This is a genomic window from Mesorhizobium sp. M7A.F.Ca.CA.001.04.2.1 (assembly GCF_003998485.1).
GTDB lineage: Bacteria > Pseudomonadota > Alphaproteobacteria > Rhizobiales > Rhizobiaceae > Mesorhizobium > Mesorhizobium ciceri.
In genome coordinates this window covers 17,057-39,085 of sequence record NZ_RZQT01000008.1, presented here as the reverse complement: position 1 = coordinate 39,085, position 22,029 = coordinate 17,057, and the positions used below count along the sequence as shown (strand labels likewise).

Genomic DNA, 22,029 nt, shown 5'->3' with positions numbered 1-22,029 from the left:
AAAAATTAGATTGTTGTATGATGACTTTTCGGCCCATTGTGTGGCGGGAAATCGAATGTTACGCCGCTTTGCCGATCCCTGCCGAGGCCACTCATGTCATCCGACCAGACCAGTCGCACCACGACGACCGAACGCCTTTCCACGAAGACGGTGCGCGCACTGCCGGCTTCGATCGCGACGCCTTCGTATGACCGCAGCCGCATCGTCCCGGGCATCGTGCATCTTGGCGTCGGCGCCTTCCATCGCGCCCACCAGGCCGCCTATGTCGACGATTGCCTGGCGGCCGGCGAGACGGATTGGGGCATAACAGGCGTTTCGCTGCGCAGCGCCGACACGCGCGACGCACTCACGCCGCAGGATGGGCTCTACACGCTGGCGATCAGAAGCAGTGGAACCGAAAAACTTCAGGTCATCGGCTCGATTACCGCGATGCTGGTTGCGCCGGAGGATCCGGGCGCGGTGCTGGCCGCGCTGACCGATCCGCGCACCCGCATCGTCACACTTACGATCACCGAAAAGGCCTATCTGAGGGCGGCTGGCGGCGGATTGGACGCTGCTCATCCCGATATCGCCCATGATCTGGCCAATCCGCAGATGCCGAAGACAGCGCATGGTTTCCTGACCGAGGCGCTTGCCCGGCGACGCGCCGCCGGCACGCCGCCCTTTACCGTGCTCTGTTGCGACAATCTGCCGGCCAACGGCGCCACGCTGCATCGGCTGTTGGTTGAATTCGCCCAGTTGCGAGATGCCGGGCTCGCCCAATCGAGTGATGTCGGAATTGCCGATCACATCGCCCATCAGGTCGCCTTTCCTTCAAGCATGGTCGACCGCATCGTGCCGGCAACCACCGATGCCGATCGGGCGCGGATCGCTGAAGAACTCGGTGCCGAGGACGCTTGGCCTGTCATGACCGAGCCGTTCTGCCAATGGGTGGTCGAAGACAATTTCCCAGCGGGCCGCCCGGACTGGGAACAGTTCGGCGTCACCATGGTTCGCGACGTCGGCCCGTTCGAGGACATGAAGCTCAGGCTGCTCAACGGCTCGCATTCGGCCATCGCCTATCTTGGCCTGCTCAGCGGTCATGCCACCGTCGACCGCGCCTTCGCCGACCCGGCGATCCGGCAATTCGTCGATGCATTGTGGGCGGAAGCCATCCCGACCCTGCCCGAGGATGCCGGGCTCGACCCGAGCGCTTACACCGCGGAGCTCGCTGAGCGTTTTTCCAACACTGCACTTGCCCACCGTACGGCTCAGATCGCCAATGACGGCAGCCAGAAATTGCCGCAGCGCATCGTCGCTTCCGCCATTGAATGTCTAGAAGCCGGTACCGAGCTGGTCCATCTCACGTTGGTGGTGGCTGCCTGGATCGCTGCTTGCGCCGCACGAGGAAAAACCTTGCCGGAGGGCCATTTCACCGACCCACTCGACGCGGCGTTGACGGCACTTTTGGGCGAGCAACTGCCGGCGAACGAAACCGTGACCGCGGTGTTCGACCTCGCCGGCTTCGCCAGGGACCATGCCGAGCGCCAGACCTTGATCGAGCTCGTGGCCGTGCATCTCGTCCACCTGCGACGAGACGGCCCGACATTGGCTTTCGCAGCCTTGGGCATTTGAACAAAAAAGCGAGGCAAGGCCCCGCTTTTTACTCTTTCATCGAACCGAATTTCAAGCCGGCAGGATGGCGCCTTCCAGCGTGGTGAGCTGGCTAAGGAACTGTTCCGCCTTGCTGCGAGCCTCGTCGTCCTTGGCATCAGTGGCGTCTTCTTTGGCTTCCTGGATGCGGCGCGCGAGATCGGCGCGGTCGACATCCTTCACCGCGACAGCCGATTCCGCCAGCAGCGTGCAGCCGGCCGGAACGATGTCGGCGAAGCCGCCGAACACCACATAGCGTTCTTCGCCGCCCGCTGCGGTCTTTACGGTGACGACACCCGGCTTGATCGTGGTCATGACCGGCGCGTGATGCGCCATCACGGTCATCTCGCCTTCGGCTCCCGGAATGACGACGGATTCAACCTGCTCGGAAACAAGCAGGCGCTCCGGCGAGACCAGTTCGAACTTGAAAGCTTCAGCCATGATCAATTTAGCGAATAGCGAATAGCGAGCAGCGAGTAGTCAGAAGAAGAATTCGCCGGCCCATATTCCCTATTCGCTACTCCCTATTCGCTATTCGCTTGATTACGCCGCTTCAGCCGCGAGGCGCTGTGCTTTCTCGACCGCTTCCTCGATGCCGCCGACCATGTAGAAGGCAGCTTCCGGAAGGTGATCGTAGTCGCCGTTGCAGAGGCCCTTGAAGCCCTTGATGGTGTCGGCGAGGTCGACCAGCTTGCCCGGGGCGCCGGTGAACACTTCGGCGACGAAGAAGGGCTGCGACAGGAAGCGCTCGATCTTGCGGGCGCGGGCCACGGTCTGCTTGTCTTCTTCCGACAGCTCGTCCATGCCCAGGATGGCGATGATGTCCTGCAGCGACTTGTAGCGCTGGAGGATCGACTGCACCTGGCGGGCGACGCCATAATGCTCGTCGCCGACGACCAGCGGGTCGAGCATGCGCGAGGTCGAATCCAGCGGATCGACGGCCGGATAGATGCCCTTTTCGGCGATGGCGCGGTTCAGCGTCGTGGTCGCGTCAAGGTGGGCGAACGAGGTCGCCGGCGCCGGATCGGTCAAGTCGTCGGCGGGCACGTAAATGGCCTGCACGGAGGTGATCGAGCCCTTGGTGGTGGTGGTGATGCGTTCCTGCAGCGCGCCCATGTCCGTGGCGAGCGTCGGCTGATAGCCCACGGCCGAAGGAATACGGCCGAGCAGAGCCGACACTTCCGAACCCGCCTGCGTGAAGCGGAAGATGTTGTCGACGAAGAACAACACGTCCTGGCCCTGGTCGCGGAAATACTCCGCAACCGTCAGGCCAGTCAGGCCGACGCGGGCGCGCGCGCCCGGCGGCTCGTTCATCTGGCCGTAGACGAGCGCGGCCTTGGAGCCTTCGCCGCCGCCCTTCTTGTTGACGCCGGATTCGATGAACTCGTGATAGAGATCGTTGCCTTCGCGGGTGCGCTCGCCGACGCCGGCGAACACCGAATAGCCGCCATGCGCCTTGGCGATGTTGTTGATCAGTTCCTGGATCAGCACGGTCTTGCCGACGCCGGCGCCGCCGAACAGGCCGATCTTGCCGCCCTTGGCGTAGGGAGCCAAGAGGTCGAGCACCTTGATGCCGGTGATCAGGATCTGTGCTTCCGTCGACTGCTCGACATACGTCGGAGCCGGCTGGTGGATGGAGCGCATTTCGATCGCGTCGACCGGGCCTTCTTCGTCGACCGGCTCGCCGATGACGTTGATGATGCGGCCGAGCATGCCCGGGCCGACCGGCACGGTGATCGGCGCGCCGGTGTCACGCACTTCCTGGCCGCGAACCAGACCTTCGGTCGAGTCCATGGCGATGCAGCGCACGGTGTTTTCACCCAGGTGCTGGGCGACTTCGAGCACCAGACGGTTGCCGACATTGGTCGTCTCGAGCGCGTTCAGGATCGCCGGCAGGTGATCGCCGAACTGCACGTCGACGACGGCGCCGATGACCTGGCGGACCTTGCCGACAACGCCGGTTGCCTTGCTGGCCACTGCCGATGTCTTGGCAGCTGCGGTCTTCGCCGGTGCTGCTGCCTTGGCCGGGGCCGCCTTCGCGGCTGCTGCTGGAGCCTTTGCCGCCTTCGCGGGGGCTGCTGCCTTCGCGGCTGCGGCCTTGGGGGCTGCCTTCTGGGGGGTCGCTGCTTTCGCCATCGTCTTTACCCTTTTTCGTCCTTTGTTTCTCACGCGGTCCGGTCGCGGGCAAAAAACCCGCGGACCGCGCCTAGAGCGCCTCGGCGCCCGAAATGATTTCGATCAGTTCCTTGGTGATCTGCGCCTGCCGCTGGCGGTTATAGGTGATCGACAGTTTGTTGATCATCTCGCCGGCGTTGCGCGTCGCATTGTCCATGGCGCTCATCTTGGCGCCCATCTCGCCGGCCGCGTTTTCGAGCAGTGCCCGGAAAACCTGCACCGAGATGTTGCGCGGAATGAGATCGGAGAGGATTTCGCCCGGCTCCGGTTCGTATTCATAGACAGCGTTGCCGCCATCCGTCACTTCCGCCTGAGCCGAAGCAACGCCCGCCGGAATGATCTGCTGCGCGGTCGGGATCTGGCTGATCACCGACTTGAACTGCGAATAGAACAGCGTGCAGATGTCGAAGCCGCCCTCGTTGAAGAGATGGATGACCTTCTTGGCTATGGCATCGGCATTGACGAAACCGAGTGTCTTGACCTCGCGCAGATCGACGCGATCGATGATCAGCGACGCGTAGTCGCGGCGCAGGATGTCGAAACCCTTCTTGCCGACGCAGATGATCTTGACCTGCTTGCCGTCGGCCAAAAGCTTGCGGATGTGGTCGCGGGCAAGACGGGCGATCTGCGAATTGAAGCCGCCGCACAGGCCGCGCTCGGCGGTGCAGACGACGAGCAGATGCACATCATCCTTGCCGGTGCCGGTCATCAGCGCCGGGGCATCGCCACCGCCGCCGATCGCCTGGGTGATGTTGGCCAGCACGGAACCCATGCGCTCCGAATAGGGGCGCGCCGCTTCCGCAGCCTCTTGCGCACGGCGCAGCTTCGCCGCAGCGACCATCTGCATCGCCTTGGTGATCTTCTGCGTCGCCTTGACCGAGGCGATACGGTTACGAAGGTCTTTTAATGAAGGCATGCTTCAAACCTGATCCCGTCTTGTCGCTTCGCTCAGGCGAAGGTCTTGGCGAAAGCGTCGATCTCGGCCTTCAGCTTGGCGCGCAGATCGTCCGACAGTGCCTTTTCCTTGCGGATGGCGTCGAGAACGTCCTTGCCGGCCGCACGCATGTGGCTGAGCAGGCCATGCTCGAACTTGCCGACCTGGTTGACCGGCAGCTTGTCGAGATAACCGTTGACGCCGGCGAAGATCACCGCGACCTGCTCTTCCGTCTTCAGCGGCGAGAACTGCGGCTGCTTCAGGAGTTCGGTCAGGCGCGATCCGCGGTTGAGCAGGCGCTGCGTGGCAGCGTCGAGATCCGAGCCGAACTGCGCGAAGGCCGCCATTTCGCGGTACTGCGCGAGCTCGCCCTTAATCGAGCCGGCAACCTGCTTCATCGCCTTGATCTGCGCGGCCGAGCCGACGCGCGACACCGATAGACCGACGTTCACCGCAGGACGGATGCCCTGGAAGAACAGGTTGGTTTCGAGGAAGATCTGGCCGTCGGTGATCGAGATCACGTTGGTCGGGATGTAGGCCGACACGTCGTTGGCCTGCGTCTCGATGATCGGCAGAGCGGTCAGCGACCCGCCGCCCAGATCGTCGTTGAGCTTGGCGGCGCGCTCGAGCAGGCGCGAGTGCAGGTAGAACACGTCGCCCGGATAGGCTTCGCGGCCCGGCGGGCGGCGCAGCAGCAGCGACATCTGGCGATAGGCGACGGCCTGCTTCGACAGATCGTCATAGCTGATCAGCGCGTGCATGCCGTTGTCGCGGAAATATTCACCCATGGTGCAGCCGGCGAACGGCGCCAGGAACTGCATCGGCGCCGGGTCGGAAGCGGTGGCGGCGATGATGATCGAGTATTCGAGCGCGCCGCGCTCTTCCAGCACCTTGACGAACTGCGCGACGGTCGAGCGCTTCTGGCCGACGGCGACGTAGACGCAGTAGAGCTTTTCCTTCTCGGGGCCGTTGTCGTGCACCGACTTCTGGTTGAGCATCGTGTCGAGGATGATGGCGGTCTTGCCGGTCTGGCGATCGCCGATGACCAGCTCGCGCTGGCCGCGACCGACTGGGATCAGCGCATCGATGGCCTTGAGGCCGGTCGACATCGGCTCGTTCACCGATTTGCGCGGAATGATGCCGGGCGCCTTGACGTCGACGCGCTTGCGCTCGACTGCCTTGATCGGACCCTTGCCATCGATCGGATTGCCGAGCGCGTCGACGACGCGACCGAGCAGGCCTGGACCGACGGGAACGTCGACGATGGCGCCGGTGCGCTTGACGATGTCGCCTTCCTTGATGTCGCGGTCGGCGCCGAAGATGACGACGCCGACATTGTCGGCTTCGAGGTTGAGCGCCATGCCGCGGATGCCGCCGGGGAATTCGACCATCTCGCCGGCCTGAACATTGTCGAGGCCGTAGACACGAGCGATACCGTCACCGACGGACAGCACCTGTCCAACTTCGGAGACCTCGGCCTCCTTGCCGAAATTCTTGATCTGGTCTTTCAGAATTGCGGAAATTTCCGCGGCGCGGATGTCCATCAGCCGACCTCTTTCAGTGCAAGCTTGAGCGAATTGAGTTTGGTTTTGAGCGACGTATCGATCTGGCGCGAGCCCATCTTGACCACCAGCCCGCCGAGCAGCGACGGATCGACGGTGACGGAGATAGCCACATCCTTGCCGGCAACGCTCTTCAGCGCCGCCTTGAGTTCGGTCTGCTGGACAGCCGTCAGCGCGTGAGCCGACGTCACTTCAGCAGCGGTCTCGCCACGGTGTTCGGCTGATATCTGGCGGAACGCCCTGATCATGCCGGGAATGGCGAACAGCCGGCGGTTGCGGGCGACGACGCGCAGGAAATTTCCGGTAAGGCCGGTGATCCCGGCCTTGTCAGCGATCGCCGCGATGGCCTTCGCCTGGTCCTCGCTGGAGAACACCGGGCTGTTGATCAGCCGGGTGAGATCAGCGCTGCCCGCGAGCATGATTTCGAAACTGTTGAGGTCGGCTTCGACCTTGGCCACGGAATTTGCCTGCAGGGCGAGTTCGAACAGCGAACCCGCATAGCGTTCTGCGACACCTGAGATTGGCGATGACGATTGAGCCACGGACCGTCTTTTCTCTTGTCTGACAGGCCGTAGATTGTTGGCGCGAGCAAAAACTCTGGCTAAATCTTTGACCTTACTGCATTTTTTCGAGCACGGAGGCGCGGCTTCCGCTATCCCCGGCCGAAAGTCGATTGCCGTCTAGCACAGGCATTTTAAGACCGCAATGCGTCGTTCCGCATGGTTTTCAGGCACTATTGTCGCATCCGGCGAAAGTCGCCCGTCTTCGATCGCGGAATACCCAATGATTCAGGGCAGAAAGCCGAAGGCGAAGGCGAGCGGCAACGCCGCCAGGACCAATTCCAGCACAATGGAAACCCAATTGAAAGGCGTGTTGGCGCCATCAGACATCATCGACAGCAGCCGGCCGAAGGCAGTGAACAGCCAGGAGAAGCCAAGCGCCATGTAGATCAGCGGCTGCGCCAGCAGGATACAGCACAGGCCGACACCGAGATAAAAGCCGGACATCCTGCCGCGCCCCTCGGCGATCGCCGCAGCCTTCTCTGGCTTGACCTGCAGGCGCAGGGCACGGAAGGCGAGACCCGGCGCCAGGAAGAACAAAAGCCCGAGCAGCACCGTTAAGACGGCGCTCGACCAAGCCAGCCATTCGCCCTGGCTCGTCGGCCATGGAAGCGCAAAATCCATCTTGTCCCCTCGAAATGCCTGTTTTGAAATTCCGGGCATTCTAACGGAGGAAAGCCCCCGCGCCAGATGGGTCCAGGTACTTTAGGCAGCGCGCATCAACCGAGCGCGAATTCCACAGCCGCCTCGGCATGGATGCGCGTCGTGTCGAAGACCGGGATGTCGAAATCCTGCTGGCCGATGAGCATGGTGATCTCGGTGCAGCCCATGATGACGCTGTCGGCCGCCTCTTCGCGGCGCAGGCGTTCTGTCTCGGCGATATAGGCCGCCTTGGATGTTTCGGTGACGATGCCCTGGCACAGTTCCTCGTAGATGACACGGTGCACCATGTCGCGCCCGGCCGCATCAGGCACCACGGGGTCCAAGCCAAATCTGTCAGCGAGCCGGCCTTTGTAGAAATCCTGCTCCATGGTGAAGCGCGTCGCCAGCAGCGCCGGACGCTGCATTCCGGCACGCTTGACCGCCACTGCGGTGGCATCGGCGATGTGGATCAGAGGGATCGACACCGACGCCTGCACCTGATCGGCCAGTTTGTGCATGGTGTTGGTGCACAAAAGCAGACCTTCCGCGCCGCCGGCCTCAAGCTTGCGCGCCGCTTCTACGAGGAGCACGCCGGCACCGTCCCAATCGCCGTGATGCTGCCGCTCGGCGATCTCGGCGAAGTCGAAGGACCACAGCAGGAGTTTGGCAGAATGCAAGCCGCCCAGCCGATCGCGCACGATCTCGTTGAGCAGGCGATAGTAGATGGCGGTGGATTCCCAGCTCATGCCGCCGAGAAGGCCAAGGGTTTTCATGATGGCTGTTCCTTTCCCAGGGCAATTCCTATATTATGACCACATGAGACCACAAGGAGAGCCGCTATGAAAACGATGCAGGTTCGAGAAGCCAAAGCCGGGTTCTCGGCGCTCGTCGAAGCCGCGGAAAACGGTGAGCCAACCATCATTACGAAGCACGGCAAGCCAGCTGCGGCGATCGTTTCTGTCGAGGACATGCAGAAGCTTTACCCCGTCAAGCGCCGCAACTTCGGAGAGTTTCTTTTGACATATCCCGGAGGGATCGAGCTCGAGAGGAATCCATCACCGTCGCGGGATATCGATCTTTGAGCCGCTATCTTATCGATACGTCTATTTTATCCGCCTTCGCACCTGGAAGGCCCGCCCTAGCAAGAGAGGTCTCCACTTGGATCACAACCCAAGGTGAAAAGCAGACGCTGTTCGTCCCTGCCATAGCAATTACTGAAATCGAGAAAGGGATATGCAAGCTCTATCGCGCGGGGGCTACAAAACGAGCGGAGAGTCTCACCGATTGGCTCAACAATGTCATTGAAGGATTCGCAGATCAAATCCTGGCGGTCGACGCCGATGTGGCGCGAAGAGCAGGCCAGATGGAGGAAGCGGCCTCTGCCCAAGGGAAGAATCCGGGTCTTGCGGACATACTGATCGCCGCTACAGCGGCAATCAACGAACTTACTGTGATCACAGCCAACATCAGGCATTTCGAAGCGCTAGACGTCTGGTGCTGGAACATACTTCAAGACCCGCCAGCACCAGACTAATGCACTCCAAAGTCACAAAAAACTCTGCGGGTCGATATCGACCTGCACCCGAACCGAACCGCGCTGCTTCGGCCCGTTGGCCAGCATCGCACGAATAAACCCTTGCATGTCGGCGCGCCGCTCGCCCTGGATCAGCAGCCGGAAGCGGTGGCGCCCACCGAGCAGTGACAGCGGCGCCTCGGCCGGCCCCAGCACAAACAGGTCCGTCGCCTCGGGCGCGGCGCGGCGCAGGCCGCGTGCATGGCCTTCGGCTTCGGCCCGCGTCACCGCGCTGACGATGACACCGGCCAGCCGGCCGAACGGCGGCAGGGCGGCCCGTTCGCGCTCGGCGATCTCGCGCTCGTAAAAAGCCTCGGCGTCGCCCGAGACGATCGCCCGCATCACCGGGTGGTCGGGCTGAAAAGTCTGCAGCAGGCCAAGGCTCTTCTTGCCGGTGCGGCCGGCGCGGCCGGTGACCTGGCTGAGCAGCTGGAACGTGCGCTCGGCGGCGCGCGGATCGCCATTGGCAAGTCCGAGATCGGCATCGACGACGCCGACCAAAGTCATGTTGGGAAAGTTGTGGCCCTTGGCGACGAGCTGCGTGCCGATGACGATGTCGGCTTCGCCATCGGCGATCGCTTCCAGCTCCAGCCGCAGCCGCCGCACGCCGCCCATCAGGTCGGACGACAAGACGATGGTGCGCGCGTCGGGAAAATGCGTAACGACCTCTTCGGCGATCCGCTCGACGCCCGGTCCGCAGGCGACCAGATGATCGAGCGTGCCGCATTCCGGGCAGGCTTCGGGGCGGCGCTCATTGTGCCCGCAATGATGGCAGACCAGTTGGCCGCGAAAGCGATGCTCGACCAGCCAGGCCGAGCAGACCGGGCAGCCGAAGCGATGGCCGCAGACCCGGCACAGCGTCAGTGGCGCATAGCCGCGCCGGTTGAGGAACAGCAGCGATTGCTCCTGCCTCTCCAGCGTCTGGTGCATCTGGTCGAGCAGAACCGGCGACAGGAAACCGCCACGCGCCGGCGGCGCACGCCGCATGTCGACCGCCTTCAGATGCGGAAGTGCTGCCTCGGCGAAGCGAGCGGAAAGCACCGCCCTGTTATATTTACCTTGGCTGGCATTGACCCGGCTTTCGACCGACGGCGTCGCCGACGCCAGCACCACGGGGAAGCTGCCGATATGGCCGCGCACCACCGCCATGTCGCGCGCATTGTAGAAGACGCGGTCCTCCTGCTTGTAGGCAGGGTCGTGCTCCTCGTCGACGACGATAAGGCCGAGCTCCTTGAACGGCAGGAACAGCGCCGAGCGCGCGCCGGCGACGACCCGCACGCCGCCCTCCGCCACTTGCCGCCAAACCCGCTCGCGCATCCGCGGCGGCAGGTCGGAATGCCATTCGCCCGGCTTGGCGCCGAAGCGCTGCTGGAAGCGCTCGAGAAAGGCATGCGTCAGCGCGATTTCCGGCAGCAGGATCAGAACCTGCCTCCCCTGGTCGAGCGCAGCCGCCACCGCCTCGAAATAGACCTCGGTCTTACCCGAACCGGTGACGCCGTCGAGCAACGCGACGTTGAACACGCCGGCTGCGACATTGGCGCGCAGCATCTGCGCCGCGGCGCCCTGGTCCGGCATCAGTTCCGGAATAGCGTAGCCGGGATCGGGCGCGGCCACCACCGGGCGCGGCGGGATCATCACGGTCTCGAACACGCCTTGCGCCCTCAGGCCGTCGATCACCGTAGACGACACGCCGGCGGCGTGGGCGAGGCCGGAGCGCGTCCAGGCAAGGCCGCCTTCGGCCGTCTCCAGCACGCGCTGCCTGGCGCCCGTCATCCGGTCAGGTGCGAGAAGCGTGCGCTGCAACCCCTCGATCCACGGTTCGGGGTCGAAAGCCTCCGGCGCCCTGAGCAGCATGCGCGCCACCATGCCGGGCGGCGATAGCGTGTACTGCGCCACCCAGTCGACGAAACGGCGCATCGCGCGGTCGATCGGCGGGCAGTCGAAGACCTGTTCGATAGGACGCAGCTTTTTCGCGTCGACCTTCTCGACCGCGCCGTCCCAGACGATGCCGGCGACCTGGCGCGGCCCGAGCGGCACACGCACGATCGAGCCCGGCACCACGCGCATGCCGGCCGGCACGGCGTAGGTGTAGGGGCGTTCGGCGGGCATCGGCACCAGCACCGGTGCGGCTGCTACAAAGGGCGAATCTTCGATCATGAGGCGTGACCTTGCCCTGACTTTGGTCTAGATCAAAGGCCGACCCCAAATGTGCATGGCATGCACATGAAAATCTTCAGGAGACCCGCCATGAAATTTTTTGTCGACACCGCCGACGTCAAGGATATCCGTGAGCTGAACGATCTGGGGCTGCTCGACGGCGTCACCACCAATCCGTCGCTGATCCTCAAATCCGGCGGCAAGATCGCCGAGGTCACCAAACAGATTTGCGACATCGTCAAGGGTCCGGTCTCGGCTGAAGTCACCGCCACCGAATATTCCGAGATGATGCAGCAGGCCAAGGTTCTGGCCAAGATCGCCGACAATGTCTGCATCAAGGTGCCGCTGACGCTGGACGGCCTCAAGGCCTGCAAGACGATCCGCACCGAGATGAACCGCCTGGTCAATGTCACGCTGTGCTTTTCGGCCAACCAGGCGCTGCTTGCGGCCAAGGCCGGCGCCTCGTTCATCTCGCCCTTCGTCGGCCGCATCGACGACATCGGCATCGACGGCATGGAGCTGATCCAGGAAATCCGGCAGATCTATGATAATTACGATTTCCAGACCGAGATCCTCGTCGCCTCGGTGCGCACCGTGAACCACGTCAAGCAGGCGGCACTGATCGGCGCCGACGTCGTGACCGCGCCGCCGGCGACCCTGAAGGCCCTGGTCAACCATCCGCTGACCGACAAGGGCCTCGCCGCCTTCCTCGCCGACTGGGCCAAGACCGGCCAATCGATTGGCTGAGATGGCGATCGGCTGAAGCCAATGCGCTTGCAGTGAAAAAAGACCGGGCAACCGGTCTTTTTTATGTGCTGCGGGTGGGGTGACTTTCCATGTCTTTGTTTTTGCGTGCCTTGCACTAGCTCTTTTGGCTTTACTGCATCGCAGCATTGCATCCAGCTGAAATCGAGAGCGACAAGTTCAAAACAGGATATTTGATCGAGTTCACCAGATCGACACGCTGCTGAAGCATACCCTGGATATCACGCTAGAGAGATGCCCTTCGACGAACTTAAAAAACGATGACTTGGTCGAACCCTTTGTAAAGGTGCTGGCTGTAGCTTCGATGTTTTAGCTACTGGGTCGAACATGAGCCTTCTAATCTCAATCGCCTTTTCTGTTCTTGCATCAATAGGACTCGCTTTCGCAAAGGCATTTTCAATCTACGGCCTCATTCGGGACAAACGTTATTCGTGGGTGAGTTTCATAGTGATTTCGGTCGTGTGGCTTGGCGCAACGGTGCTGAGTGCCAACCGGACGTGTGGTCAATGGGGGTGTAGCTGGGGTCTTCACTTCGGTTGGATTCTTGCCCTGTTGCCTCAAGGCTTCGTGACGAATGTTGCGTTAGGTGAGAAGCTATTTGTGATTGCGTTGCTTACATATTTGGGACTGTGCATCTATTTCTTCGGGCATGTCATTGGCTGGTTATCCTATGTGGTCGTCAGCATTGGAAAGGCCGTCACTAACCGCTAGTGTAGATGCTTAAGGTTTAGGCTGGGATAGGTGATGGAATTCACGAGCTTGACCCGCAGCTGAAGCATCCCCTGAAGCATGATCCCATAACGGCCGGGGTCGCTCAGTCCGCGCCGTCATCCTCAGGCACGGTCGCCGGCTGGCGCCGGCCCATGATGATTTCGCGTTTGCCGACATGGTTGGGTGCGCCGACCAATCCTTCCTTTTCCATACGCTCGACCAGGGATGCGGCGCGGTTGTAGCCGATGCCGAGGCGGCGCTGGATGTAGGAGGTCGAACACTTCTTGTCGCGCACCACCACCTTGACCGCCTCGTCGTAGATCGCATCGCTGTCTTCGGCTGCAACCGATCCCTTGTCGAAGACCGCGCCCTGGTCCTCGTCGATTTCTTCCTCATCCTCGTCGGCGGTCACGGTTTCCAGATATTCAGGCCGGCCCTGCGCCTTGAGATGCGCCACGACGTGCTCGACCTCCGCGTCGGAGACAAACGGCCCATGCACGCGCGAAATGCGCCCGCCACCCATCATGTGCAGCATGTCGCCCTGGCCGAGCAGCTGCTCGGCGCCCTGCTCGCCCAGGATGGTGCGGCTGTCGATCTTCGACGTCACCTGGAAGGAAATCCGGGTCGGGAAATTGGCCTTGATCGTGCCCGTGATGACGTCGACCGAGGGACGCTGCGTTGCCATGATCAGGTGGATGCCGGCAGCACGCGCCATCTGCGCCAAACGCTGGATGGCGCCTTCGATCTCCTTGCCGGCGACCATCATCAGGTCGGCCATCTCGTCGACGATGACGACGATGTAGGGCATCGGCGCCAGGTCTACTTCCTGCTGTTCGAAAAGCGGTTCGCCGGTGCCCTTTTCGAAGCCGGTCTGCACCGTCATGACGACGGTTTCGCCCTTGTCGCGGGCTTGGGCGGCGCGCTCGTTGTAGCCGTCGATGTTGCGCACACCGAGCCGCGCCATCTTGCGATACCGGTCCTCCATTTCGCGCACCGCCCATTTGAGCGCCGTGACGGCTTTCTTGGGATCCGTGACGACGGGCGTCAGAAGATGCGGGATGCCGTCATAGACAGAGAGTTCGAGCATTTTGGGATCGACCATGATCAGCCGGCATTCTTCCGGCTTCAGCCGGTAGAGCAACGACAGGATCATGGTGTTGATGGCAACCGACTTGCCGGAGCCGGTGGTTCCGGCAACGAGCAAATGCGGCATCTTCGCCAGTTCGGCGATGACAGGCTCGCCGCCGATCGTCTTACCGAGACACAGCGCCAGCTTGCAGCTCGTCTTGCGGAAGCCCTCGGATTCGATCAGTTCCCGGAAATAGACGGTTTCGCGCATCTCGTTCGGAAGCTCGATGCCGATGACGTTGCGGCCGGGCACGACGGCGACGCGCGCCGAAATCGCCGACATGGAGCGGGCGATATCGTCGGCAAGCCCGATGACGCGAGAAGATTTGACGCCCGGCGCCGGCTCGAATTCATAGAGCGTGACGACCGGGCCGGGACGAACATGAATGATCTCGCCACGCACGCCGAAGTCTTCGAGCACGCTTTCCAGGAGATCCGCGTTCTGCTCGAGCCGCTCCTGCGACATGTAGAAGCCTTGTCCCTCCGGTGGCTGCTGCAACAGCTCTTCCGAGGGAAGCTCATAGGGATCGCCCGCGGTTGACAGCACGACCTTTCCAGCCCCAGGCAAGCGTGCAGAGCGGGCGCCAACGGCCTTGGCAGGGACGTTCGCACTTGGCGCGGCTGGCGCGGAAACGGCGACGCTTTTGGCGGCTGGAATTGCGACAGGCTGGACCGGCGACGGCGCATTGCTCGCCGGCACGTCAGGTTGGGCGACGGCCTGGTTCGAATTGGCCGGCCAAACATCCGGCAACGGCTTCAAGGCCTGGCCCGGCAGGCAGTCGATGACACGAAACAAGGCGGTGGCATCGGTCCCTGTCGTCGGACGGATGTCGATCGGCATGGTGGTGACTGGCGCTGCGGCGAGCGGCGCAGGCGACGCTGAACCGGTTTGCCGGGCCGGCGGCGAAACGTCGACCAGATAGGGTGCCATAGCCTCGAAGAAGGCATGATCCGAAAGATATGGCCAGCGCAGCCTTTCGGTTTTGATCGGGGCGCCCGGAGCAACGGACGCACGCGCGGATGCCCGTCCCGTTGCGACCGTCCTCGGCGGCACCGGCGCAACGGCTGGCACCCTCTCCCTGGCGCGCACGGACGGGACAAAAGCAGCAGCCGGCGGCAGTGGCCCTTGCGTGGCGTGCCCGGTCTGCGGCTGGGAGGCAGGGCTTTTCACCGACGCCGGCAATGCCAGGAGCGAGGGCGCGGAGGACGCCCTGCCGACCATGGGTTGCGCAACGGCTTGCTGTGTCGGGCGCGTCGCGCCGTGTTCGACGACACGCTCGTGCTGCGGATGATGCTTCCTGGCCTCATAATCCGGCGTGCGTGTAAAACGCACGTTGGGTGCAAGGAAGAAATATTCCTGCCAGGCAGGGCTCTCGATATCGCCGATTTTCGAAGGCGTGTCGTCCGAGCCACTCCGCGGCTCCATATAGGGCCGCTTGTTGCCGCCGAGATCGACCATAGGCGCGGAATAGCCGGCCTGGCGTGTGGCGGGCTGCCGACCGTCCGGCTCCTTGCGAGCCATACGATCAAGGGCGCCTGCGGCGGAAGAACTTCGCTGATCACCCCTGTCGCCGATGCTCTCGAAGCGCTTCCCCTCGGGATCATCAGGCGGTGCGGCCGTCGACAAATTGACCCGGGAAAAACGCTTGGCTTCCATTCTCAAGACTCACTGTGAAATGTCTGCCGAGCAATAGGGAGCGAGTGGTTAACAGTTGCTTCCCGGATGGGTCGCCGACGATCCTGAGCGCCAAAATCTTCGTGGCAGTCTGCGAGCGACGTGGCACGATCGTCGCCTCGCCGGTGGCGCGATCTACTCGCTGTGCCGTAGCAGGCCGATGGGTCTCTTCGGCCAATCTCTGTTCAGAATCTGGCTCTGTTCAGGAATCTGGTCATGATCCCACGATCATCCCGTCATGCCTGGGGCGCCAGACCGTTTTCGTGAAGCAGATGAGGTGCGCTAGCCGGTCTTGCCGTGCCGGACAAGGTCCTGGGCAATGGACAGCTGCAGCGCTTCCGCCAACTCTCGCGCAGCGCGATTCTCGGCGTCGATCTGCGCCCGGTATGCGGCGAATTCCTGACGCGGCCTGTCGAAGGACGAGGTGATCGAACGCTTGCCGGATGCGATCACCACGCCGGTCTTCGCATCGGCCAGCGTATAGCTGCCGGTCAGCGTCACGGAACCGGCGGTCGGCTCGTCTTCGTCGGTTCCGACCTGCACAAGTGCCGCGGACTCGACCGCTTCGGTCACGCCGAGATTGAGCGAATAGGCCGGCGAGGCCGGCTCGCCGGCGCCTCGTCCAAACCCGAAAATGAGATTGTTGCGCACCTGTTGGCCGTAACGCGTATTGACCGGCTTGATGCCGATCAACGCCAGTTCGGCACTGGCACTGGCCTGCGAACCCGACAGTGGCGCGCTCGAATAGAGCGGCCGCACCGTGCAGGCCGAGACAAGCGCGAGCGAACCTATCAGGCCGGCAAGCGCCATGCGGCGCAGCAAATGGCTCAACTCTGTCTTTTCCCGATCAGGCAACGACATTGACGATCCTCTGCGGCACGATGATCACCTTGCGCGGAGCCTTCCCTTCGAGTGCTTTCTGCACGAAGTCGAGAGCCAATACCGCTTTTTCGACCGCACCTTGGTCCGCGTCGCGGGCAATTGTCAAATCCCCCCGCTTCTTGCCGTTGACCTGTACCGGATAGGTGACTTCGTTGTCGACGACCAGCGCCGGATCGAAGACCGGCCACGGCCGTTCGGCAACGAGATCGGTGCCGCCGAGCGTTGCCCAGCACTCCTCGGCCAGATGCGGCATGACCGGCGCGATCAGATGCACGAGAATCTCCACCGCCTGCCGGCAGGCGCCTTTCAGCGCTGCATCGGCCTTGCCTTCGGCCACCTCGTTAAGCGGCGTGGTCAGCGCGTTGGCCAGTTCGTAGATGCGGGCGATGGCGCGGTTGAAAGCGAGCTTCTCGATATCCTCTCCGACCGCCTTGAGGATCTTGTGCGCGGCCTTGGAAACCACCGCGGCCTCGCCGCTGCTGGCCGCCACGGGCTTGATGCCGGCCAGTGTTTCCGCCGCCGTCGACACCAGGCGCCAGATGCGCTGGATGAAGCGATGCGCGCCGGCGGCGCCATCGTCGGTCCACTCGACATCGCGCTCGGGAGGCGAATCCGACAGCATGAACCAGCGCGCCGTATCGGCGCCGTAGCCATCGGTGATGTCTTCCGGGCTCACCGTGTTCTTCTTCGACTTCGACATCTTTTCCAGCGGGCCGATGGAGACGGTCTCGCCGGTGGCGATCTCGATGGCGCTGCGCTTGCCGTCGACGTCCTCCAGCCGAACTTCGGTGGGCGCCAGCCAGCGGCCGTTCGATGCCGAGCCAACGCGATAGGTTTCGTGCACCACCATGCCTTGCGTGAACAGGCCCTTGAACGGCTCGGCCAGATCGACATGGCCGGCCTCGCGCATGGCGCGGGTGAAGAAGCGCGAATAGAGCAGATGCAGGATCGCGTGCTCGATCCCGCCAATATACTGGTCGACCGGCAGCCATTCGTTGGCCGCCTTGGGATCGGTCGGTTCATGTGCCCACGGCGCGGTGAAGCGGGCAAAATACCACGACGAATCGACGAACGTGTCCATCGTGTCGGTTTCGCGCCGCGCATCCCTGCCGCATTGCGGACATTTCACATGCCGCCATGTCGGATGACGGTCGAGCGGATTGCCCGGGCGGTCGAAATCGACATCGTCGGGCAGCTTCACCGGCAGGTCCGCCTTCGGCACCGGCACCACGCCGCAAGCCTCGCAATGGACCATCGGGATAGGGCAGCCCCAGTAGCGCTGGCGCGAAATGCCCCAGTCGCGCAGGCGGAAATTCACCTTGCGCTCGGCCATCGGCCGGTTGCCGATCGTCTTCTGCTCCAGCAGTTTGGCGACTTCGTCGAAAGCCTGATCCGGCTTCATGCCGTTGAGAAAGCGCGAATTGATCATCACGCCGTCATCGACATAGGCTTCATCGATGATCTGGAACGTCGCCGGATTCTCGCCTTCCGGCATCACCACCGGAATCACCGGCAGGCCGTATTTGTTGGCGAAGTCGAGGTCGCGCTGGTCGCCGGACGGGCAGCCGAAAATGGCGCCGGTGCCGTATTCCATCAGCACGAAATTGGCGACATAGACAGGCAGCGTCCAGTTGTCGTCAAACGGATGGACGACGCGGAGGCCGGTGTCAAAACCCTTCTTCTCAGCTGTCTCCAGCGCCGCGACCGAGGTGCCCATATGGCCGATATCCTCGATAAACTTCGCCAGCGCCGGATTGTGCGCAGCGGCCTTCTTGGCCAACGGATGATCGGCGGCGACAGCCATGAAGGAAGCGCCGAAGATGGTGTCGGGCCTTGTCGTATAGACTTCCAGCTCATGCTCGCCATCGGAGGCGTCGGCCAGAGGCCAACGGATCAGCAGGCCTTCCGAGCGGCCGATCCAGTTCTGCTGCATCAGCTTCACTTTTTCCGGCCATTCGTCGAGGCCTTCGAGCGAATCCAGCAGATCCTGGGCGAAGTCGGTGATCCTGAAGAACCACTGCGTCAGTTCGCGCTGTTCGACCAGCGCGCCCGAGCGCCAGCCGCGCCCGTCGATGACCTGCTCGTTGGCAAGCACCGTCATGTCCTCCGGATCCCAGTTGACCTTGGAGGATTTGCGCGTCACCAGCCCCTTCTCGACAAAGTCGAGGAACAGCATCTGCTGGCGGTGGTAGTAATCGACGTCGCAGGTGGCGAATTCGCGCGCCCAGTCCAGCGACAGCCCCATGACCTTGAGCTGCTCGCGCATGGTGGCGATGTTCTGGTAGGTCCACTCCTTGGGGTGGACCTTATTCTGCATCGCCGCGTTTTCGGCCGGCATGCCGAAGGCGTCCCAGCCCATCGGGTGCAGCACGTTGAAGCCCTTGGCCCGCTTGTAGCGCGCCACCACGTCGCCCATCGTGTAATTGCGGGTATGACCGATATGGATGCGCCCCGACGGATAGGGGAACATCTCCAGCACGTAGTATTTCGGGCGCGGATCGTCATTGTGCGCTTCGAACAGCTTCTTGGCGTCCCAGGCCTTCTGCCATTTGGGCTCTGACGCGCGCGGATTGTATCGTTCGGTTGCCATGGGACGTTTTTCACTTAAAAGCATGCGCGAACTGCGGGCGATGGCTCGGCAGTTCAGGGAATGTGGTCCGGGTGTTCACCATGGTTTGGCAAACCCGTCAACCATATGGGTACCGCGTCTGACAAAAACGCCGGTCAAAACAGCAGGATTTGCATATGGGTGACGCCGTTCAGCAATTTTTCGCGGTCAAGGCGAAGATCGCCGCCGCCGAACGCGAGGCCGGCCGCGAAGCCGGCGCCGTGACCCTGGTCGCGGTCTCAAAGACCTTTGATGCCGCCGACATCGGCCCGGTCATCGAAGCCGGCCAGCGCGTCTTCGGCGAGAACCGGGTGCAGGAGGCGCAAGCCAAATGGCCTGATCTGAAGGACGCATTTCCCGACATCGAACTGCATCTGATCGGCCCGCTGCAATCCAACAAGGCTAGGGAAGCGGTAGCACTGTTCGACGTCATCGAGACGGTCGATCGCGAGAAGATCGCCGCCGAACTCGCCAAGGAGATCGCCAAACAGGGCCGCGCGCCAAAACTCTATGTCCAGGTCAACACCGGCTCCGAGCCGCAGAAGGCCGGCATCGAGCCCCGCGACGCCGTGGCCTTCGTCGCCCGCTGCCGCGACGTGCACGGCCTCGCTATCGAAGGCCTGATGTGCATCCCGCCGGCCGATGAGAACCCCGGTCCCCACTTCGCGCTGCTGGAGAAGCTTAGCAAGGAAGCCGACGTCGCCAAACTCTCGATGGGCATGTCCGGCGACTACGAAACAGCAATCGCCTTCGGCGCCACCAGCGTCCGCGTCGGCTCGGCGATCTTCGGCACTCGCTGAGACGCAACGGCCTTTGGGCCAATCCGACAGGCTCGTTGCTCCAGGACTGGAAACGAAACGTACCGTTCCTATTTGCTTTGCGTCATCACAAACTCTCTGGAGCCGCCACTATGCGCTACAACCAGCTTGGAAATACGGGGATGTTCGTCTCCGAACTGTGCCTCGGCACCATGACCTTCGGCGCCGCCGGTCAGAATGCCCAATGGGGCCTGATCGCCAGCCTCGACCAGAAGGGCGTCAACGAGATCGTTGCCCATTCGCTTGCCGCCGGCGTCAATTTCTTCGATACGGCCGACGTCTACTCCTTTGGCGAATCCGAACGGTTGCTCGGCCAGTCGCTCAGGGATCTCAAGATCAATAGGCAGAATGTGGTCATCGCCACCAAGGCGCATGGCGCCATGGGTGAAGGCCCCAACCAGCGCGGCTCGTCACGCGGCCACATCATGGATTCGATCGATGCCAGCTTGGAGCGGCTGCAGCTCGACCATATCGATCTCTATCAGTTGCACGGCACCGACACGGTGACGCCGATCGACGAGACGCTGCGAGCGCTCGACGATCTGGTTGCCAGCGGTAAGGTCCGCTATGTCGGCGTCTCCAACTGGGCGGCATGGCGCATCGCCAAGGCGCTCGGCATCGCCGAGCGCAAGGGTTTCGCCCGTTTCGAGACCGTGCAGTCCTATTATTCGATCGCCGGCCGCGATCTCGAGCGCGAAATCGTGCCGCTGCTCAACGAGGAAAAACTCGGCCTGATGGTGTGGTCGCCGATGGCCGGCGGCCTGCTCTCCGGCAAATATGGCCCCGGCGCACCCGGCAATGGCGAAGGCCGCCGCGCGTCCTTCAACTTCCCGCCGGTCAATGAGGACCGCGCCTGGGCGGCCGTTGCCGTCATGCGCGACATAGCCAAAAAACATGATGTGAGCGTCGCCACGGTGGCGCTCGGCTATGTCCTGGCCAAGCCCTTCGTGATGAGCGTCATCATCGGCGCCAGCCGCATGGACCAGCTTGAACAGAACCTCGCAGCGACTGAAGTGAAGCTCGACACCGACGATCTCGCCCGCCTCGACGAGGTCAGCGCGCTGCCGTCCGAATATCCAGGCTGGATGCTGGAGCGCCAGGCAGCGGGCCGCCGTCCGGCGGCGTTCACGCCGAAAGCATAAATACAGCCCACGCTGACATCTCGGGAGCCGTGGCTCCGGAGATGTCAGGTCAGCCGGACGCTCTCGACCAGAAAATCGAGAAAGGCGCGCACCCGCGCCGGCAGATGCCGGCCCTGGCCGACATAGACGGCGTGGGTCGGCTCCTCGTCACCCGGATTGAATGCCTCCAACAGCGGCACCAGCCTGCCGGCCGCTATGTCTTCCGCCACATGCCAGCGCGCCAGCCGGGCGATGCCCGCGCCCGCCAGTGCCATGAGCCGCATCGCCTCACCATCGCTGACCAGCGTGTTGCCGGTGATGGGAATCATGATGGCGCGGCCTTCCGCGTCGAGGAACGGCCAGCCATCGAGGTGCCTGACGAAGCCGAAGCCCATGCGGTTGTGCCTGTCGAGATCGGCTGGCGTCAGCGGTATGCCGTGCGTCTCGAGGTAAGAAGGTGCTGCAACAACGACCACCGGGCTTTGCCCGAGCTTGCGCGCCACCAGCCGTGACCCACTCAATGGCCCGGCACGGATGGCAACATCGGCGCGCTCCGCCATCAGGTCGACGACGCTGTCGGTCAGCACCAGATCGACCGAAATCTCGGGGTAGCGTTCCAGGAACCGAGGCAGAAGCGGGACCAGCCGATGCACCCCGAAGGGCACGTAGCTGTTAATACGCACACGTCCGCGCGGTGAAGCACCCGCCGCTGCCTCCTGCTCGGCTGCCGCCATGTCGGCAAGGATGCGCAGGCCGCTCTCGTAGAATGCTGTGCCTTCCGGCGTCAGTTGCAGCTTTCGCGTCGAGCGGCTGACCAGCCGCGCGCCAAGCCGGGCCTCCAGCCGCGCGATCAGCTTGCTCACCGCCGACGGCGTCATGCGCAACGCGCGTGCCGCGGAGGAGAAACTGCCTTCCTCGACGACGCGCACGAACACTTCGATCTCGCCGGAGCGATTGACGTCGGGCCTGGCCATTTATGAATCTATTTCACAGAAAATATGCCCAAGGCAAGTCTGGTTCACAATGCAGGGAAGCACGATCTCAGGGGTCGGGGCGCGGGACGGCGCTCTTCGCCATCGAAGTGGA

The 22,029-nt window shown here is 62.9% G+C and carries 19 protein-coding genes; 7 read left to right on the top strand and 12 right to left on the bottom strand.

The window, feature by feature from the left end; translation table 11 throughout:
• Positions 1 to 93: 93 nt before the first annotated feature.
• Positions 94 to 1,614: a mannitol dehydrogenase family protein gene (locus EN955_RS04590; protein WP_024504229.1), complete on the top strand. Its 1,521-nt coding sequence runs from the start codon at positions 94 to 96 to the stop codon at positions 1,612 to 1,614.
• A gap of 51 nt (positions 1,615 to 1,665) precedes the next feature.
• Here EN955_RS04590 and EN955_RS04585 read toward each other — a convergent pair whose 3' ends face one another.
• The 7 genes from EN955_RS04585 to EN955_RS04555 all read right to left on the bottom strand — a co-directional run bounded on the left by EN955_RS04585 (position 1,666) and on the right by EN955_RS04555 (position 8,278).
• Complete coding sequence (locus EN955_RS04585) at positions 1,666 to 2,073, bottom strand: F0F1 ATP synthase subunit epsilon (RefSeq protein ID WP_013529039.1); 408 nt, start codon at positions 2,071 to 2,073, stop codon at positions 1,666 to 1,668.
• Positions 2,074 to 2,175: 102 nt separating this feature from the next.
• Positions 2,176 to 3,768, bottom strand: a complete 1,593-nt coding sequence (gene atpD, locus EN955_RS04580; protein ID WP_024504228.1) for a F0F1 ATP synthase subunit beta — start codon at positions 3,766 to 3,768, stop codon at positions 2,176 to 2,178.
• 70 nt (positions 3,769 to 3,838) lie between these two features.
• Positions 3,839 to 4,723, bottom strand: coding sequence for a F0F1 ATP synthase subunit gamma (locus EN955_RS04575; protein ID WP_013529037.1), 885 nt, complete (start codon positions 4,721 to 4,723; stop codon positions 3,839 to 3,841).
• A 32-nt stretch (positions 4,724 to 4,755) separates the two neighbouring features.
• Entirely contained in the window at positions 4,756 to 6,285 is a 1,530-nt protein-coding gene (gene atpA / locus EN955_RS04570; protein WP_013529036.1) for a F0F1 ATP synthase subunit alpha, read from the bottom strand.
• On the bottom strand, positions 6,285 to 6,845 hold the full coding sequence (locus EN955_RS04565) for a F0F1 ATP synthase subunit delta (RefSeq protein WP_013529035.1): 561 nt from the start codon (positions 6,843 to 6,845) through the stop codon (positions 6,285 to 6,287). The genes atpA and EN955_RS04565 overlap by 1 nt, the downstream gene beginning before the upstream one ends.
• A gap of 246 nt (positions 6,846 to 7,091) precedes the next feature.
• A complete protein-coding gene (locus EN955_RS04560) occupies positions 7,092 to 7,487 on the bottom strand; it encodes a DUF4345 family protein (protein ID WP_024504227.1) in 396 nt (131 codons plus the stop codon).
• Between the two features lie 95 nt (positions 7,488 to 7,582).
• Complete coding sequence (locus EN955_RS04555; protein WP_024504226.1) at positions 7,583 to 8,278, bottom strand: aspartate/glutamate racemase family protein; 696 nt, start codon at positions 8,276 to 8,278, stop codon at positions 7,583 to 7,585.
• Between the two features lie 66 nt (positions 8,279 to 8,344).
• Between EN955_RS04555 and EN955_RS04550 the strand changes: the two genes are divergently transcribed.
• Complete coding sequence (locus EN955_RS04550; RefSeq protein WP_024504225.1) at positions 8,345 to 8,587, top strand: type II toxin-antitoxin system Phd/YefM family antitoxin; 243 nt, start codon at positions 8,345 to 8,347, stop codon at positions 8,585 to 8,587.
• A complete protein-coding gene (locus EN955_RS04545) occupies positions 8,584 to 9,039 on the top strand; it encodes a type II toxin-antitoxin system VapC family toxin (RefSeq protein ID WP_024504224.1) in 456 nt (151 codons plus the stop codon). The genes EN955_RS04550 and EN955_RS04545 overlap by 4 nt, the downstream gene beginning before the upstream one ends.
• A 12-nt stretch (positions 9,040 to 9,051) precedes the next feature.
• Here EN955_RS04545 and EN955_RS04540 read toward each other — a convergent pair whose 3' ends face one another.
• The gene (locus tag EN955_RS04540) at positions 9,052 to 11,235 is read right to left on the bottom strand and encodes a primosomal protein N' (RefSeq protein WP_024504223.1); all 2,184 of its coding nucleotides are present in this window, start codon (positions 11,233 to 11,235) and stop codon (positions 9,052 to 9,054) included.
• Between the two features lie 90 nt (positions 11,236 to 11,325).
• Between EN955_RS04540 and fsa the strand changes: the two genes are divergently transcribed.
• Together fsa and EN955_RS04530 are read left to right on the top strand one after the other, a co-directional pair.
• Complete coding sequence (gene fsa, locus EN955_RS04535; protein ID WP_024504222.1) at positions 11,326 to 11,982, top strand: fructose-6-phosphate aldolase; 657 nt, start codon at positions 11,326 to 11,328, stop codon at positions 11,980 to 11,982.
• A 345-nt stretch (positions 11,983 to 12,327) separates the two neighbouring features.
• On the top strand, positions 12,328 to 12,711 hold the full coding sequence (locus EN955_RS04530; protein ID WP_127218570.1) for a hypothetical protein: 384 nt from the start codon (positions 12,328 to 12,330) through the stop codon (positions 12,709 to 12,711).
• A gap of 103 nt (positions 12,712 to 12,814) precedes the next feature.
• On the opposite strand, the gene EN955_RS04525 is transcribed toward EN955_RS04530, so the two are convergent.
• From EN955_RS04525 to leuS, 3 genes are all read right to left on the bottom strand, one after another.
• Complete coding sequence (locus tag EN955_RS04525) at positions 12,815 to 15,496, bottom strand: DNA translocase FtsK (RefSeq protein ID WP_024504221.1); 2,682 nt, start codon at positions 15,494 to 15,496, stop codon at positions 12,815 to 12,817.
• Positions 15,497 to 15,796: 300 nt separating this feature from the next.
• Positions 15,797 to 16,375: an LPS assembly lipoprotein LptE gene (gene lptE / locus EN955_RS04520; RefSeq protein ID WP_013529029.1), complete on the bottom strand. Its 579-nt coding sequence runs from the start codon at positions 16,373 to 16,375 to the stop codon at positions 15,797 to 15,799.
• A complete protein-coding gene (gene leuS / locus EN955_RS04515; RefSeq protein ID WP_024504220.1) occupies positions 16,362 to 18,986 on the bottom strand; it encodes a leucine--tRNA ligase in 2,625 nt (874 codons plus the stop codon). Before leuS ends, lptE begins: the two co-directional genes overlap by 14 nt.
• A 155-nt stretch (positions 18,987 to 19,141) precedes the next feature.
• On the opposite strand from leuS, the gene EN955_RS04510 reads away from it, so the two are divergent.
• Together EN955_RS04510 and EN955_RS04505 are read left to right on the top strand one after the other, a co-directional pair.
• Entirely contained in the window at positions 19,142 to 19,804 is a 663-nt protein-coding gene (locus EN955_RS04510) for a YggS family pyridoxal phosphate-dependent enzyme (RefSeq protein WP_024504219.1), read from the top strand.
• 110 nt (positions 19,805 to 19,914) lie between these two features.
• Positions 19,915 to 20,964, top strand: coding sequence for an aldo/keto reductase (locus EN955_RS04505; protein WP_024504218.1), 1,050 nt, complete (start codon positions 19,915 to 19,917; stop codon positions 20,962 to 20,964).
• A 44-nt stretch (positions 20,965 to 21,008) separates the two neighbouring features.
• Here the strand turns inward: EN955_RS04505 and EN955_RS04500 are convergent, their stop codons facing one another.
• Complete coding sequence (locus EN955_RS04500) at positions 21,009 to 21,917, bottom strand: LysR substrate-binding domain-containing protein (protein ID WP_024504217.1); 909 nt, start codon at positions 21,915 to 21,917, stop codon at positions 21,009 to 21,011.
• Positions 21,918 to 22,029 lie beyond the last annotated feature (112 nt).